The sequence below is a fragment of the Parviterribacter multiflagellatus genome (assembly GCF_056863265.1).
Genome location: NZ_JBXPIZ010000004.1, coordinates 269,794 through 284,270, shown reverse-complemented (window position 1 = coordinate 284,270; position 14,477 = coordinate 269,794). Strand labels below are relative to the sequence as shown.

The following is a 14,477-nucleotide window of genomic DNA, read 5'->3' as shown; positions in this document are numbered from 1 at the left end:
GCAACGCCGCAAATTGGGCGAAGAAGCGCAGAGACGCCTGCCGACTCAGCCGCGTGCCACGATGCGGTACCGACATGGCCCCCCTGCTCTCGATCGACGACGCGCGCGCCGCGGTCCTCGACGCCGTCACGCCGCTCGATCCCGAGACGATCTCGATCGCCGACGCGCTCGGCCGGGTGCTCGCGGAGGAGCTCGTCGCCGGCGGTGACGTCCCGCCGTTCGCGAACTCCGCGATGGACGGCTACCTCGTCCTCGCCGGGCCCGCCGGCCGCACGGTCAAGGTCGTCGGCGAGTCGCGCGCCGGCCATCCCGCGACCACCGCGCCCGCGGAGGGCGAGGCGATCCGCATCTCGACCGGCGCGTTCGTGCCCGACGCGGGCGAGGCGGTGATCCCCGTCGAGCAGGTGACCGTCCACGACGGCGGCGACACCATCACGCTGCACGCTGACGTCCCGTTCGGCCAGCACATCCGCCACCCGGGCGAGGACGTCAAGGAGGGCGCGCTGCTGCTCGCGCCCGGCACGGTCTTCGGCCCGGCGGAGGTCGGCGCCGCCGTGATCGCCGGGCGCGCGCACCTGCGCGCGGCGCGCCAGCCGCGCGTCTCGATCGTCGCGACCGGCGACGAGCTCGTCCCGCCCGGCCGCCCGCTTCGCCCGGGTCAGATCCACGAGTCCAACGGCATGACGCTCGGCGCGCTCGCGCAGCAGGCCGGCGCCGACGTCCTCGTGCGCGCGCACGTGAAGGACACGCCGACCGCGACCCGCAGCGCGCTCGAGCACGCGCTCGCCAAGTCGGACGTCGTGATCGCGTCGGGCGGCGTGTCGGTCGGCCCGCACGACCACGTCAAGGGCGCGCTGACCGACCTGGGCGTGAGCGAGCGCTTCTGGCGCGTCGCGCTGCGGCCCGGCAAGCCGACCTGGTTCGGCACCCGCGACCACACGCTCGTCTTCGGCCTGCCCGGCAACCCGGTCAGCGCGATGGTCACGTTCCTGCTCTTCGTCCGCCCAGCGCTGGCCAAGCTCCAGGGCGCGGACCCCGGGCGCACGCGCGTGAAGGCGCGGCTCACCGAGCCGCTCCCCCGCCTCCCCGGCCGTGACGAGGCGGTGCGCGTCACGCTCGCCTACACCGACGCCGGGCGCACCGCGACGCCGACCGGCCCGCAGGGCTCCCACCAGCTGACGTCGATGGTCGCCGCCGACGGGCTCGCGATCCTCACTGCCGGCGACGGCGTCGCCGAGGCCGGCAGCGAGGTCGAGGTCGAGCTGATCTAGGAACGCGGCGGTCGCAGCGCCGCGCCGAGCACGAGCCCCGCGAACGGCACCGCCGCGAGCACGATGCTGAGCGTGAGGCTCCCGCCGGTGACGAGCTCGAAGTTCGACAGCACCAGCCACATGCAGGCGACGAGCCCGAGGCTGGCGACGACCGGCGCGATGCGGCACCGCCACGCGTTGCCGGCGGCCAGGTCGGGGCGCCCGCGGAAGAACGCCACCACCGCCGCGGAGGTCGTGAGCATCAGCAGCACCATCCCGACGGTCGCGACGCCCGCCGCCGACCCGAACACGCCGACGAGCGGCTCGACGTCGAACACGGTGAGGACGAGCACGATCAGCGCCGCCGTCGCCGTCTGCGCGACCGACGAGCGCGCGGGCGAGCGGTGCTGCGGGTGGACCTCCGCCAGCCGCGCGGGCATCAGGCCCTTGCCGCCGAGGATGAACTGGTAGCGGGCGATGACGTTGTGGAACGACAGCACGCACGCGAAGAGGCTCGTGATGAGCAGGACGTTGATCACGTCGCGCCCCGCTCGGCCGAGCTTGTCGTCGGCGGTGTCGAGCAGCATGTTGCCCTCGCCGTCGAGCGTGCGCTGCGCGACCGCCGCGACGTCGTCCGGCCCGAGCGCCACGACGAACGCCCAGCACGTCAGCGCGTAGAAGCCGCCGATGAGGAGCACCGCGGCGTACGTCGCGCGCGGGATCGTGCGCTGCGGGTCGCGCGCCTCGTCGCGGAAGACGGCCGTCGCCTCGAAGCCGATGAAGCCGGTGAGCGCGAACAGCACCGCCACGCCCAGCGTGCCTTCCGTGAACACGCCCGGGTCGAACGACGTGAGCGTCAGGCCGGACGGGCCCGGGTCGCCCACGATCACGAGGTCGAGCAGCAGCACGATCCCGACCTCCAGCGCCAGCGCGACGCCGAGCACCTTCGCGCTCAGCTCGATGTGCCGGTAGCCCAGCACCGCGACGATCGCCAGCACGCCGAACGCGTAGACCGGCCACGCGACCTCCGGCCCGCCGTAGAACCGGACGGTGTCGTCGATCGCCCAGCCGATGTAGCCGTAGATCCCGATCTGGATCGCCGTGTACGCGATCAGCGCGACCGCCGCGATGCCCCGGCCGGCGCGCTCGCCGAGCCCGAGCGTGACGTACGAGAAGAACGCCCCCGCCTCACGCACGTGCGGCGTCATCGCGACGAACCCGACGCTGAACACCGTCAGCACCGCGGCGGCCAGGACGAACCCCATCGGCGCCCCGGCGCCGTTCCCCAGCCCCATGGCGAGCGGCATGTTGCCGCCGATCACCGTCAACGGCGCGGCCGCCGCGACGACCATGAAGACGATCGCGACGGGCCCCAGGCGCCCGGTCAGGCCGCCAGCGGCGCCGGGCGGCGCCTCGGCCCTGCCGTCCGGCTCGACGATCGGCGCGGCGGCCGTGATGGACTCCGACATGGCTCTCTCCTCCTGCGGTGGTGTGGCTAGTGCACGGCCGCGAGCAGCCGCGCGTGGTCGAGGGCGTGCGCGGTGACCCCTCCGCGCCCGGTGAGCGTCCTGGCGGCCAGGAGCGCGTTGACGATCGCCTCCTCGCCCGCCTCGACGACGGCGTCGAACAGGTGCGTCATCAGCTGCGGCGCGACCATCCGCAGCTCGAGCTCGGGCCGCGGCGTGGCAGGGTCCTCGTCCCACCCGTACGGCGGCAGGCCGCGGTTGCCGGTCGCGAACGCGAGCATCAGGTCGCCGCTGTACTGCTCGCCGGTGCCGCCGACGCGGGCGACGGACAGCGCGGCGCGCTGCGCCAGGCGGCGACACTGGTGGGGCAGCAGGGGCGCGTCGGTGGCGACGATCGCGATGATCGACCCCGACCCGGGCTCGTAGCCGGCGGGCGCGGCGGGCACCGGCACCTCGGTGGCCGGGATCGCCTCCCCCACGCGGGCGCCGCCGATCTGCAGGCGCTCCCGGCGGCCGTGGTTGGCCTGCACGAGCACGCCGACCGTGTAGGCGCCGTGCGCGATCGGCACCACGCGCGAGGCGGTGCCGATCCCGCCCTTGAAGCCGTGGCAGATCATGCCGGTGCCACCGCCGACGTTGCCCTCGGCGACGGGGCCGCTCGCCGCGCCGTCGAGCGCCGCGCGAACGTGCTCGGCGCGCACGTGATGGCCGTTGATGTCGTTGAGCAGCCCGTCGTACGTCTCGGCGACGACCGGCAGCGACCACCAGGGGCCCTCGCCGCGGCGGCGGACGTGCTCGCGCACGAGCTCGTCGCGCACGACCCCGACGCTGTGCGTGTTGGTCAGCGCGATCGCCGACGTGAGCTCGCCCGACTCGCGGACCCACTCGAGCCCGGTCATCTCGCCGCTGCCGTTGAGGCGGTGCGCGCCGGCGAACACGGGCTCGGTCCACACGTCGTCGTGGGGGACGACGACGGTGACGCCGGTGTGGACCGGCACCGGTCCCGGCTCGTCCAGCGTCGTGTGGCCGACGCGGACGCCGGGGACGTCGGTGATCGCGTTGAGCGGTCCCGGGGTGCCACGGCCCAGGACCAGACCCAGGTCCCGGGCGCGCGGCGAGCGCTCGGTAGTTCTTTTCATCTTGTGAAAAGAACACCAGACGCGGGGAGGAAGCGCAAGCGGGGGGACGAGCCTTATCCTCGGCGCGGTGGCGCGACCCAATAGTCAGGCGCAGCGACGCGAGGACATCCTCGACGCCGCGATCGCCCTGATCGAGCGGCACGACATCGCCGAGCTGCGCGTGGGTGACATCGCCGCCGAGCTCGGCCTGACGGCCAACGCCGTCCGGTACTACTTCAAGGACGTCGAGGCGGTGATGACCGAGCTCGCGCTGCGCTCGGACGTGCGCTTCCGCGACCAGCGTCTCGCGCTGGTCGCGGCGATCGACGACCCGCTCGAGCAGCTCGCGCGCGTGATCGAGGCCGGCCTCCCGCTCGGGCCCGAGGATGCCGAGTGGCGGGCGATCTGGCGCGCGATCCTGGCGGCTGGGTTCCAGCTCCACGAGCGCCCCGCGGTGCAGGGCATCTACCACCGCCAGGTCGAGGTCTACGCGCAGGTGCTCGACGCGGGGGTCGCCGCGGACGCGTTCTCCCTGTCGCTGCCGGCGCGGGACGTCGCGATGACGCTGATGTCGATGGAGGACTACCTCGGCTACCGCATCGTGGCGCGCGACCCGGAGGTCGACCGGGGGACCGGCCTGCGGCTGATGCGCGGCTACGCGGAGCTCGCGACCGGCAGGCCGCTCCCGCCCGTCGCGTGAGCGCCGCTACGCCCGCGCGCCGGTCTCGAGGTACGCGATCGCGCGGTTCATCAGGCCGGTGAGCGCCGGGGTCGGCGTCTCGGCCGCCAGCGGCCGATCGCGCAGCAGCTCCTCCAGCCGCTCGCCGTGCTCCGGCGCGACCTGCCCCGCGAGCCGCGCCGCGACCTCCGCCGCCCGCCGCACCGCGCGCGGGTGGACGGTCCAGATCGCCTCGAACCGCCGGCGCGCGTCGTCCGGGCCCATCGGCGCGTGGCCCTGCGGGTGCTCCCACCCGAGCAGGCACGCCGCGTAGCCGGGCGAGTCGACGATCACCGCCCACTCGTTGCCGATCGCGTCGTCGAGGTCGATCGGGATCTCGACCGGCCCCCGGCCGCCGTCGCGCACGGCCGCGAAGTCCGCGAACACCGTCGTCGCGTCCGCCTGCCGCGCCAGCCGCCGGTAGCGCGCCTCCGCGGGCCGGTAGGCGGCCTCGACCTGGAAGGCAGCGAAGATGACCGGCGAGGCGGCGCTCGCGAGCGTCTCGTGCTCGATCGCCCGCGACAGCGCGAGCATCGTCGACTTGCGCAGGAGCTGCGGCCGGGCCTGGTCGTCGATCGCCACCACCGCGGCGTAGATCGAGGGCTGGTCGACGACCGCCGGGTCGGCGGCCACGACACGCTCGATCGCGGCGGGGATCGACAGCCCGAGCCGCCGGTACGCCGCGACGCGCCGCAGCGCCTCGACGTCGTCGTCGCTGTAGCGGCGGTAGCCGCTGGCGGTGCGGTCCGGCACCGGGAAGCCGTAGCGCTGCTCCCACATCCGGATCGTTCCGGCAGCGATGCCTGTGCGCTCGGCGACGTCCTTGATGGCGAGAGAGCTCATGGTCGATGTCGCGCTCACGGTACGAGCGGGCGCGGTCGGAGGGTCACAGCGGGTAGCCACCTGCACCGATGGAGCGAACGATCCTCGTCACCGGCGCGACCGGCTACGTCGGCGGGCACCTGGCCCGCGAGCTCGTCCGGCGCGGTCACCGCGTGCGCGCGCTGGCCCGCACCCCGCAGAAGGCCGACCTCCCCGAGGCCGTCGACGTCCGCCAGGGCGACGTCGTGAGCGGCGAGGGCCTGCACGCGGCGCTGGAGGGCGTCGACGTCGCGTACTACCTCGTCCACTCGATGGAGGGCAAGGGCGGCGACTTCGCCGAGCGGGACCGCCAGGGTGCCCGCACGTTCGGCGCCGCAGCGGCCCGCGCCGGGGTCGCGCGCGTCGTCTACCTCGGGGGCCTGGGCGGCGGCGACTCCGAGCACCTGCAGAGCCGCAACGAGGTCGCGGAGGTCCTCGCGCGTGAGCTGCGGGCCACAGGCGGGCAGCTCGTCCACGTCCGCGCGGCGATGGTCATCGGCGCGGGCAGCGCGTCGTTCGTGATGCTCCGCAGCCTCGTCGAACGGCTCCCCGCGATGGTCACGCCGCGGTGGATCGACACCCGCACGCAGCCCGTCGCGATCCGTGACGTCGCGCACACGCTGGCGGCGGCGGGGGAGCTGGAGGAGGTCCCCGACGAGGTCCAGCTCGGCGGCGCCGACGTGCTCACGTACCGCGAGATGATGCGCCGCTACGCCGAAGTCGCGGGCCTGCGGCGCCGTCCGGTGGTGAAGGTCCCGGTCCTCACGCCGGCGCTCTCCTCGTACTGGGTCGGGCTGGTCACCCCGATCGAGTGGGGCCTCGCGCGGCCGCTCGTGGAAGGCTTGAGCGCTGAGATGCTCGTCGACGACGCGCCGCCACCCGGGCTGAACGACCACCCACTGACCTTCGAGGAGGCCGTCCGTGAGGCTCTGGATCGCCCTGGCTAGCGTCGCGGCGCTGGCCGCCGCCGGCGTCCGCCGGCTGCTCAACCGCCCCAAGCGCGTCGCCCACGCGCTGATCGTCACCGCCGAGGACCACACGGTCTACGACGGCGAGGGCGCGGTGCGCTCGGTCCAGGAGGCCGACCTCATCCTCCCCACGCACGAGCTCGACGCGATCTGGTCTCCGCGCGACCTCGAGCGCCTCGCCCGCACGTACTGGCGCTGGCTGACGCGCGCGACGCTCGGCTTCGTGCAGGTCGACTACGCCGGCCAGGGGCGACAGGTCAAGGCGCTCGGGCTGATCCCGCTGCTGACGTTCCAGGAGCCCGAGTACGAGATGGACGACCACCGCGGCGTGGTGCGCTGGCGGATCGACCGGGGCGTCCTCGTCGCCGGCCGCGGCCGGGGCGGCGCGGGCTTCCTGGAGATCGACATCAGCCGCCGCCCGTCGCAGGACTACGCGGGCCAGTCGATCGCGCACGTCGAGGTCGAGGTCGCGAACTTCTACCCCACGCTCGCGTTCAGCCTCAGCCGCTGGTTCTACGAGAACACGCAGTCGCGCATCCACGTGATCGTCACGCACGGCTTCCTGCGCAACCTCGCGCGCCTGGACCTCGCCGAGTCGAAGGTCGGCCGGTTCCGCGACATCTCCGACCTGCCAGACCCGACGCCCAAGCCCGAGCGCGACCAGGCGAAGGCGACCGCGTGACCGGCGACTGGACCGGCATCGCCGACGCCGACGCGCACCTCGGGCGGCCCGTGCCGCTCCCGACGGTCGCGCTGCCGCTCACCCGCTGGGTGGAGGTCCATCCGGTGGGGCCGGAGGCGGTCGAGGTGGAGTGGAACCTGGACGACACGCGCCCCGGCGCACGCGGCCGGCTGGCGCTGTACGCAGGGACGGAGCCGGCGGAGGAGCGGCCGTGGCCGGTCGACCCCGCGGTGCTCGTGATCGGCGGCGCGCAGGCCGAGCACCGCTCGATCCCGCTCGACGAGGCCGAGCCGTCGCTCAAGCCCGCGCACGAGCTGCGCTGGCAGGCCGGCGGGCTGCACCTGCGGCTCACCGCGCAGGGGCCGTGGGAGCTCGACGACCTCCTCGCCATCGCCGCGTCCGTGCGCAGCTGACCGATAGGGTCAGGCCCGGATGGACCTGCGTCGACTGACGTGGCACGAGTACGTGGCGATCGCCGGCGGCCTGCTCCTCGCTGGAGGCATGTTCCTGCCCTGGTACCACGCCGAGAACTCGCGCACGGACATCAACGGCGTGCCCGGCCCGGGCGACTTCACGGGCTGGGAGGTCCACACCACGATGCGCTGGCTGCTGCTCGCCGCAGCGGTCGCGCCGCTCATCCTCGCGTACATCATCGTTCGCGGGCACAAGCTCTCGTGGGCGCGTGGGGAGATGACCGCGGTCGTCTCCATCGCCGCCCTCGGCCTCGTGGGCTACACCGGCATCCTCGACAAGCCCGGGACGGTGTCCGGGCTCGTGGGGCTGAAGTACGGATGGGTGGTCTCGATGGTCGGGATCGTCCTGATGCTGGGTGGCTCGGCGCTGCGCGCGTCCGAGGTGGAGCGGGCCCGCAAGCCTCCGGGAGTCCTCTGAACATGAACACGATCGAGCACCAGGTCTTCGAGGGAGCGCGGGAGGGCCGGCCGGACCGGAACCTCGCGCTCGAGCTCGTCCGCGTCACGGAGGCGGCCGCGCTGGCCGCCGCGCGGTGGGTCGGCATGGGCGACAAGAACGCCGCCGACGGCGCCGCGGTCGACGCGATGCGGATCGTCCTCGACACCGTGCAGATGGACGGCGTCGTCGTCATCGGCGAGGGCGAGAAGGACGAGGCGCCGATGCTCTACAACGGCGAGCAGATCGGCGACGGCACGCAGCCCGCCGTCGACATCGCCGTGGACCCGCTGGAGGGCACGACGCTGACGGCGAAGGGCATGCCGAACGCGCTCGCGGTCATCGGCCTGGCCGAGCGCGGCTCGATGTTCGACCCGGGCCCCTGCGTCTACATGACGAAGATGGCCGGCGGCCCGGAGATCGCGGACCTGCTCGACCTCGACCGCCCGCTCGCCGAGACCGTGCAGCTGGTGGCCAAGCGCCGCTCGTGCGACGTGCGCGACGTGATGGTCGTGGTGCTCGACCGCCCGCGCCACGAGGGCGCCATCAAGGAGATCCGCGACGCCGGCGCGCGCGTGCGGCTGATCTCCGACGGCGACGTCGCGGGCGCGATGCTGGCGGTGAGCGAGAACTCGCCCGTCGACCTGCTGTACGGCGTCGGCGGCACGCCGGAGGGCGTCATCTCCGCGTGCGCGCTGAAGTGCATGGGCGGCGAGATCGTCGGCCGCCTGTTCCCGCGCAACGACGAGGAGCGCACCGCCGCGCTGGAGCAGGGCTACGACCTCGAGAAGCAGCTCACCTCCAACGACCTCGTCAAGAGCGACGACTGCTTCTTCTCCGCCACCGGCGTGACCGACGGCGACGTCCTGCAGGGCGTCCGCTACAAGGGCACGACGTCGGCGACGACCGAGTCGCTCGTCATGCGCTCGCGCTCGGGCACCGTCCGCCGCATCGCCGCGACGCACGACCGCGCGAAGCTCCGCCAGCTCACCGGCGGCACCACGCAGCGCTACGGCTGATTGCTGCTCCAGCGCCTGCATCCCGACCCCGCCCCGGTCGACGCCGCGACGTACCTGCAGGACGTCGACTTCGGAGCGCTGGCGCCGCCCGAGCGGCCGTACGTCGTCGTGAACATGATCAGCTCGGTGGACGGGCGGGCGACGGTCGACGGGATCAGCGCGGGGCTCGGGGTGCCGGCCGACCAGGCGGTGTTCTTCGCGCTGCGCGGCGCGGTGGACGCCGTGCTGGCAGGGACCGGCACGCTCCGGGCCGAGCGGTACGGGCGGCTGATCAAGGACCCCGAGCGGCAGCGGCAGCGGGTCAGGCGGGGCCTGGAGCCCGAGCCGGTCGCGCTCGTCCTCAGCCGCAGCGGCGATGTCCCGCGCGACATCCCGCTCTTCCACGACGACGAGGCGCGCCCCGTCGTCTACACCGGCGCCGACGCCGACCCGCAGCACGCGCTGCGGCGGGTGCGCCGCGAGCACGGCGTCCGCTCCCTCCTGTGCGAGGGCGGGCCGACGCTCAACGCCTCGTTGCTGAGCGCCGGCCTGGTGGATGAGCTGTTCCTCACCCTCTCCCCGCAGGTCGTCGCGGGAACGGACGTGACGACCATCGTCGAAGGCCCCGGTCGCCCGGGGCCCTCGACGGACGTCCGCCTCGTGACGGTGCACGAGGCGGACGGGGCGCTCTTCCTGCGCTACCGGCTCACCTGACCGGCCGGCGCAGGAGGCCCGGACTCATGCCGCCGCGCGAGCCGGCCGCGGCAGCCGCCGGGCGAGCGCCGGAGGCAGGTACCAGTTCCAGTCGCCGAGCAGCTTCATCGTGGCCGGGAGCAGGACGCCCCGGACGATGGTCGCGTCGATCAGGACGGCGGCCGCGAGGCCCACGCCCATCTGCTTCATGTCGACGAAGCTCAGCGTCCCGAAGATCGCGAACACCGCGACCATCACCACCGCGGCGCTGGTCACGACGCTGGCGGTCGACTTGATGCCGTGCGCCACCGCCTGCTCGGACGACATCCCGTCGTCGTAGGCCTCCCGGATCCGGCTGAGGATGAACACGTGGTAGTCCATCGACAGGCCGAACAGGATCACGAACAGGAAGATCGGCAGCCAGCTCGTGATCGAGCCCTGCGACGCCGCGTCGACGCCCAGCAGGTCCGCGCCCACGCCGTGCTGGAAGACCAGCACGAGGATGCCGTAGGCCGCCGCGACCGACAGGAGGTTGAGGATGATCGCCTTGATCGGGATCACGATCGAGCGGAACTCGACCAGCAGCAGGAGGAAGGCCAGCGAGAGGACGAAGCCGAACACGACCGGCGCGGCCGCCTTCATCTCGTCGTTGAAGTCCTTCGAGCCCGCGGTCATGCCGGTCACGAGCGCCTCGTGCACGCCGGGCACGCCCTCGATCGTCTGCGGGATCACGGAGTCGCGCAGGGTCGCCAGCGCGGTGTTCGACTTGTCGTCGGTGCCGTTGCCCTGGATCGGGATGGAGATCGCCGCGACCTGCTTGTTCGGCGACACCTCGACGCTGATCGGCTCGTCCATCTGGCCCGTCGCGAGCGCGGTCTTCTGCAGCTCGGCGATCGCCTCCTGCACCCGCGGCGCGGTGACGTCGTCGGCCTCGACCACGACGACGGCCGGGATCTGCCCGCCGGGGAAGGCGGCCTGCATCTTGTCGTAGGTCTGCATGATCGGCAGGTCACGCGGCAGGTCGTCCACGCCCGAGTTGGCGGTGTGGATGCCGAAGGCGGGGATCGCCAGCGCGACGAGGATGCCGCCGGACAGCACGACCGACGCGACGGGGCGCTTGAGGACGCGCGTCAGGACGGCGTTCCACACCCGCGACTCGCCGTCGGCGCGGCGCAGCCGGTGCAGGAAGGGCACGCGGCCCTTGTCGACCTTGTTGCCGAGCGCGGCGAGCGTCGCCGGGAGCACGGTCAGCGAGCCGATCATCGCCACGGCGACGACGAGCATCGTGCCGACGGCGAAGGACGAGAAGACGGCGTTGCCGGTGAAGAACATGCCGGCCATCGCGACGAGCACGGTGAGGCCGGAGATCAGGACCGCGCGGCCGGAGGTCTCGGCGGCGATGTCGATCGCCGTCAGCCCGTCCGCGCCCTTGGCCTTCTCCTCGCGTTCACGCCGGACGTAGAAGAGCGCGTAGTCGACGCCGACCGCCATGCCGATCAGCAGCACCACGGAGGCGACCGCGTCGTCCACGGGCATCAGCTGCGAGGCCAGGCCCACGAGGCCCAGCGCGGCGCCGACCGACGACAGCGCGAGCAGCACCGGCACCGTCGCGGCGACCAGCGCGCCGAAGGCGACGATGAGGATGATCAGGGTGATCGGCAGGGAGAGGAACTCGGCCTGCTGGAAGTCGTCCTCGAAGCGCTCGCTCAGCGCCTTGTCGGCGGAGGCGTCGCCGAACTGCCCGATCGTGAGCTCGGGGTGCGCCGCGGCCGTCTTCTCGACCGCGGCCTCGATGGGCACGATCGCTTCCTCGGCCTCGTCGTCCTCCTTGCCGGGCAGCTTGAACTGCACGAGCATCGAACGACCATCAGCCGACGTCTCGGTGTCCTCGAGCGCGACGGTGTCGAACTTCTTGAGCGCCGCGCGCACGTCGGCGACGCCGGCCTCGACCGCCGTCTTGTCGCCGCTCTTGGACTGGACGAGGACCGACTCCTCGACCGCCTTGGGGTAGGCGTCGTCGTAGATCTTGTCGGCCCGCGCGGAGTCCCCCGACCCGGTGTCCTCGTCCTTGAGCGACTGCGTTCCGACGGCACCGCCGATGACGATCGCGACGATGACGAAGGCGAACCACCCGAGGATCGCCCGCTTCTTGTGCCGGGCGCTCCAGTGCCCGGCCCGGGCTGCGATGTTCTGCTTCCGTTCCATGGCAGTAAGACTCGACTTCGCCGAGCCCTACGGCCATGCGGGATGCTCCCGAGGAGGGGTGGGGTTGTCCCTACCGGGTCAGGTGTGGTGATCCGCTGCCGGCCAGGGGGCCAGGACGAGCAGGAACCTGGAGTCCTCGACCGCACGGACCTCGTGGCGCTCGTGCGGCTCCCAGTGCGCGACGAACCCGGTGCCGGCCGTCGTGGTCGATCCGTCGGCGTCGATCTCGAGCTTGCCGCTGAGGAGCACGAGCGTCGCGTGCTCGCGGACCTCGTGGTCCTGCAGCAGGTCGCCGCCCGGGAGGTTGACGGCGATGACGCGCTGCGCCCCCTCCTCGGAGATGAGCACCTGCGGCTTGTGCACTTCGACGTCGAGTGTGGTGAGGTCCCAGGACTTCATGTCCGCACGCTACCCCGACGGGCGTCCGGCGAACGGCACGGGGGTCTAGGGTGCTCCGCCTATGCGCATCGAGGGAGCAGGAGCAGTGGTGTTCGGCGGGGCTTCCGGCCTCGGCGGGGCGGCGGCGGCGGAGCTGGCGGCGCGCGGCGCGAAGGTCGTGATCGCGGACCTCAACGCCGAGCTCGGCGAGGAGCACGCGGCCGCGATCGGCGCGCGGTTCGTCAAGGCCGACGTCACCGAGCCGGCGGAGGTGGAGGCCGCGGTCGCCGCCGCGGCGGAGGCCGACGGCGGGCTGCGGATCGGGCTGAACTGCGCGGGCATCGGCTGGGCGGAGCGGATCGCGCACAAGCGCGGGCCGCACGCGCTGGAGCCGTTCGAGACGGTCATCCGCGTCAACCTGATCGGGACCTTCAACGCGCTCCGGTACGAGGCCGCGGCGATGTCGGCCAACGAGCCCAGCGAGGACGGCGAGCGCGGCGTGCTCATCAACACCGCCTCGATCGCGGCGTTCGACGGGCAGATCGGCCAGGTCGCCTACAGCGCGTCGAAGGGCGGCGTCGTCGGGCTGACGCTGCCGGCCGCGCGCGACCTGTCCGGCGTCGGCGTGCGCGTGAACACGATCGCGCCGGGGCTGTTCGACACGCCGCTGCTGGCGGGCCTGCCGGCGCCGGCGCGCAACGCGCTCGGCGAGTCGATCCCGTTCCCGTCCCGGCTCGGCCGCCCCGAGGAGTACGGCCGGCTCGCCGTCGCCATCGCCGAGAACGCGATGCTCAACGGCGAGACCATCCGCCTCGACGGCGCGCTGCGCATGGCGCCGCGCTAGGGGACGATGTTGTGGTTCCCCGCGAACACGTTCGCGGGGTCCCACGTCCGCTTCACCGCCCGCAGGCGCGCGAGCGTCTCCGGCGCGTACGGCACGGCGAGCCCGCCGCCGCGCGCGCGGTCGGCGACGTAGTTGGGCCACGCCGACGGGCGCGTGTGCTCGGCCAGCTCCGCCGCGGCCGCGCGCAGCCACGCGATGTTCGACGCGTCGTCGGCGGGGTCGAGCCACCCGCTGAGCAGCTGGTACGTCCAGCGCGCGTCGCGGTCGCCGAGCGCGGTCTGGTCCTCCGGCATGCGCCCGAACGCACCTCCCAGCGGCGAGAGGAGGATCGACGTCCCGGGCGTCAGCTCGCCGCCGAGCGCGCAGAGCGTGTCGATCGCGCCCGGGGTCAGCGCCGGGGTGACGCCGAACTTCAGGTAGGCGCGCAGGTCGAGCTGCGGCCCCTGCTCGAACGAGCGCTGCAGCTCGGTGTACGGGACCTCGCCGACGAGGTCGATCAGCGGCTCGCCCAGCGGGCGCAGGCGGCGCAGGCCGTACGGGGCGTCGACGGGGTCGCCCGCCCACAGCACGACGAGGCCGACGATCGGCTGCCCGTGCAGCGCCGCGGGGACGTACGGCATCGGCGGAGCGGTCGTCAGCGCGAGCGCCCCGCACAGCTCGTCGGGCGCGTCCTCCAGCGCGGCGGCGTAGGCGGCGACGACCTCGGCCGCGCGCTCGAACGGGTACGCGCGGAAGCCGCCGACGACCGTGGGGCCGAGCGGCATCGCGCGGAACGTCAGCTCGGTCACGACGCCGAAGTTCCCGCCACCGCCACGCAGGCCGTAGAAGAGGTCGGGGTTCTCGCTCGGGCTGGCGGTCACCTCGGCGCCGTCGGCGGTGACGACGCGCGCACAGGCGAGCGTGTCGGAGGCGAGGCCCATCGTGCGCTCGAGCCAGCCGCTCCCCGAGCCGGTCGTGAAGCCCGCGACGCCGACCGACGAGAAGCGCGCGCCGGTGAACGCGAGGCCGTGCTCCTGCGCGAACGCGTCGACCGCGGCCATCGTCGCCCCGCCGGCGACGGTGACGGTCATCGCCTGCGGGTCGACGCGGACCGCGTCGAGCCCGCGGACGTCGAGGACGAGCCCGTCCTGCACCGCCGAGTGGCCGGCGGCCGAGTGCCCGCCGCCGCGGACGGCGAGCTTCAGCCCGTGCTCCCGCGCGTGCGCGATCGCGGCCGCGACGTCGCCCGCGTCGGCGGCCCGGACGACCGCGGCCGGGCGCCGGTCGACCAGGGCGTTGTGGACCTTCCGGACGTCGTCGTACGACGCGTCACCGGGCCGGACGACCGCGCCGTTGACGTTGGGCCCGGCGGTGCCCGCCGCGGACTCGGGAGAGCTCATGCTCGCAC

Annotated in this window: 15 protein-coding genes; 9 read left to right on the top strand and 6 right to left on the bottom strand. The window is 73.6% G+C overall.

The window, feature by feature from the left end:
• Nucleotides 1–74: 74 nt before the first annotated feature.
• Nucleotides 75–1,271 carry a molybdopterin molybdotransferase MoeA gene (locus AC1UE5_RS10770; RefSeq protein ID WP_482923009.1) on the top strand — a complete coding sequence of 399 codons (1,197 nt, stop codon included), beginning with the start codon at nucleotides 75–77 and terminating at the stop codon, nucleotides 1,269–1,271.
• Here the strand turns inward: AC1UE5_RS10770 and AC1UE5_RS10765 are convergent.
• Both AC1UE5_RS10765 and AC1UE5_RS10760 read right to left on the bottom strand, forming a co-directional pair.
• Nucleotides 1,268–2,707, bottom strand: a complete 1,440-nt coding sequence (locus AC1UE5_RS10765; protein ID WP_482923310.1) for an APC family permease — start codon at nucleotides 2,705–2,707, stop codon at nucleotides 1,268–1,270. The genes AC1UE5_RS10770 and AC1UE5_RS10765 overlap by 4 nt on opposite strands.
• A 38-nt stretch (nucleotides 2,708–2,745) precedes the next feature.
• A complete protein-coding gene (locus tag AC1UE5_RS10760) occupies nucleotides 2,746–3,855 on the bottom strand; it encodes a DmpA family aminopeptidase (RefSeq protein ID WP_482923007.1) in 1,110 nt (369 codons plus the stop codon).
• Between the two features lie 67 nt (nucleotides 3,856–3,922).
• Between AC1UE5_RS10760 and AC1UE5_RS10755 the strand changes: the two genes are divergently transcribed.
• The gene (locus AC1UE5_RS10755) at nucleotides 3,923–4,534 is read left to right on the top strand and encodes a TetR/AcrR family transcriptional regulator (RefSeq protein WP_482923005.1); all 612 of its coding nucleotides are present in this window, start codon (nucleotides 3,923–3,925) and stop codon (nucleotides 4,532–4,534) included.
• Nucleotides 4,535–4,540: 6 nt separating this feature from the next.
• Here the strand turns inward: AC1UE5_RS10755 and AC1UE5_RS10750 are convergent, their stop codons facing one another.
• The gene (locus AC1UE5_RS10750) at nucleotides 4,541–5,395 is read right to left on the bottom strand and encodes a DICT sensory domain-containing protein (protein WP_482923003.1); all 855 of its coding nucleotides are present in this window, start codon (nucleotides 5,393–5,395) and stop codon (nucleotides 4,541–4,543) included.
• 68 nt (nucleotides 5,396–5,463) lie between these two features.
• Between AC1UE5_RS10750 and AC1UE5_RS10745 the strand changes: the two genes are divergently transcribed.
• From AC1UE5_RS10745 to AC1UE5_RS10720, 6 genes are read left to right on the top strand one after another with little or no spacing between them, the layout of a single operon-like run.
• Nucleotides 5,464–6,360, top strand: a complete 897-nt coding sequence (locus AC1UE5_RS10745; RefSeq protein WP_482923001.1) for an NAD(P)H-binding protein — start codon at nucleotides 5,464–5,466, stop codon at nucleotides 6,358–6,360.
• Entirely contained in the window at nucleotides 6,335–7,063 is a 729-nt protein-coding gene (locus AC1UE5_RS10740) for a hypothetical protein (protein WP_482922999.1), read from the top strand. Before AC1UE5_RS10745 ends, AC1UE5_RS10740 begins: the two co-directional genes overlap by 26 nt.
• Nucleotides 7,060–7,476 carry a hypothetical protein gene (locus AC1UE5_RS10735; RefSeq protein WP_482922997.1) on the top strand — a complete coding sequence of 139 codons (417 nt, stop codon included), beginning with the start codon at nucleotides 7,060–7,062 and terminating at the stop codon, nucleotides 7,474–7,476. Before AC1UE5_RS10740 ends, AC1UE5_RS10735 begins: the two co-directional genes overlap by 4 nt.
• Before the next feature lie 19 nt (nucleotides 7,477–7,495).
• Complete coding sequence (locus AC1UE5_RS10730) at nucleotides 7,496–7,954, top strand: hypothetical protein (protein ID WP_482922995.1); 459 nt, start codon at nucleotides 7,496–7,498, stop codon at nucleotides 7,952–7,954.
• A 2-nt stretch (nucleotides 7,955–7,956) separates the two neighbouring features.
• Nucleotides 7,957–8,991, top strand: a complete 1,035-nt coding sequence (gene glpX / locus AC1UE5_RS10725; protein ID WP_482922993.1) for a class II fructose-bisphosphatase — start codon at nucleotides 7,957–7,959, stop codon at nucleotides 8,989–8,991.
• Complete coding sequence (locus tag AC1UE5_RS10720; RefSeq protein ID WP_482922991.1) at nucleotides 8,992–9,684, top strand: dihydrofolate reductase family protein; 693 nt, start codon at nucleotides 8,992–8,994, stop codon at nucleotides 9,682–9,684.
• 24 nt (nucleotides 9,685–9,708) lie between these two features.
• On the opposite strand, the gene AC1UE5_RS10715 is transcribed toward AC1UE5_RS10720, so the two are convergent.
• Both AC1UE5_RS10715 and AC1UE5_RS10710 read right to left on the bottom strand, forming a co-directional pair.
• Complete coding sequence (locus AC1UE5_RS10715; protein WP_482922989.1) at nucleotides 9,709–11,868, bottom strand: MMPL family transporter; 2,160 nt, start codon at nucleotides 11,866–11,868, stop codon at nucleotides 9,709–9,711.
• Between the two features lie 78 nt (nucleotides 11,869–11,946).
• Entirely contained in the window at nucleotides 11,947–12,267 is a 321-nt protein-coding gene (locus tag AC1UE5_RS10710) for a cupin domain-containing protein (protein ID WP_482922987.1), read from the bottom strand.
• A 61-nt stretch (nucleotides 12,268–12,328) separates the two neighbouring features.
• Between AC1UE5_RS10710 and AC1UE5_RS10705 the strand changes: the two genes are divergently transcribed.
• On the top strand, nucleotides 12,329–13,090 hold the full coding sequence (locus tag AC1UE5_RS10705; RefSeq protein ID WP_482922985.1) for an SDR family NAD(P)-dependent oxidoreductase: 762 nt from the start codon (nucleotides 12,329–12,331) through the stop codon (nucleotides 13,088–13,090).
• Here AC1UE5_RS10705 and AC1UE5_RS10700 read toward each other — a convergent pair.
• Nucleotides 13,087–14,469, bottom strand: a complete 1,383-nt coding sequence (locus tag AC1UE5_RS10700; RefSeq protein WP_482922983.1) for an FAD-binding oxidoreductase — start codon at nucleotides 14,467–14,469, stop codon at nucleotides 13,087–13,089. The genes AC1UE5_RS10705 and AC1UE5_RS10700 overlap by 4 nt on opposite strands.
• Between the last annotated feature and the right edge of the window lie 8 nt (nucleotides 14,470–14,477).

Coding starts and splice junctions, on each gene's coding strand:
- AC1UE5_RS10770 (WP_482923009.1), top strand. CDS start 75: ATGGCCCCCCTGCTCTCGATCGACGACGCGCGCGCCGCGGTCCTCGAC.
- AC1UE5_RS10710 (WP_482922987.1), bottom strand. CDS start 12,267: ATGAAGTCCTGGGACCTCACCACACTCGACGTCGAAGTGCACAAGCCG.
- AC1UE5_RS10760 (WP_482923007.1), bottom strand. CDS start 3,855: ATGAAAAGAACTACCGAGCGCTCGCCGCGCGCCCGGGACCTGGGTCTG.
- AC1UE5_RS10715 (WP_482922989.1), bottom strand. CDS start 11,868: ATGGAACGGAAGCAGAACATCGCAGCCCGGGCCGGGCACTGGAGCGCC.
- AC1UE5_RS10730 (WP_482922995.1), top strand. CDS start 7,496: ATGGACCTGCGTCGACTGACGTGGCACGAGTACGTGGCGATCGCCGGC.
- AC1UE5_RS10750 (WP_482923003.1), bottom strand. CDS start 5,395: ATGAGCTCTCTCGCCATCAAGGACGTCGCCGAGCGCACAGGCATCGCT.
- AC1UE5_RS10700 (WP_482922983.1), bottom strand. CDS start 14,469: ATGAGCTCTCCCGAGTCCGCGGCGGGCACCGCCGGGCCCAACGTCAAC.
- AC1UE5_RS10745 (WP_482923001.1), top strand. CDS start 5,464: ATGGAGCGAACGATCCTCGTCACCGGCGCGACCGGCTACGTCGGCGGG.
- glpX (WP_482922993.1), top strand. CDS start 7,957: ATGAACACGATCGAGCACCAGGTCTTCGAGGGAGCGCGGGAGGGCCGG.
- AC1UE5_RS10705 (WP_482922985.1), top strand. CDS start 12,329: ATGCGCATCGAGGGAGCAGGAGCAGTGGTGTTCGGCGGGGCTTCCGGC.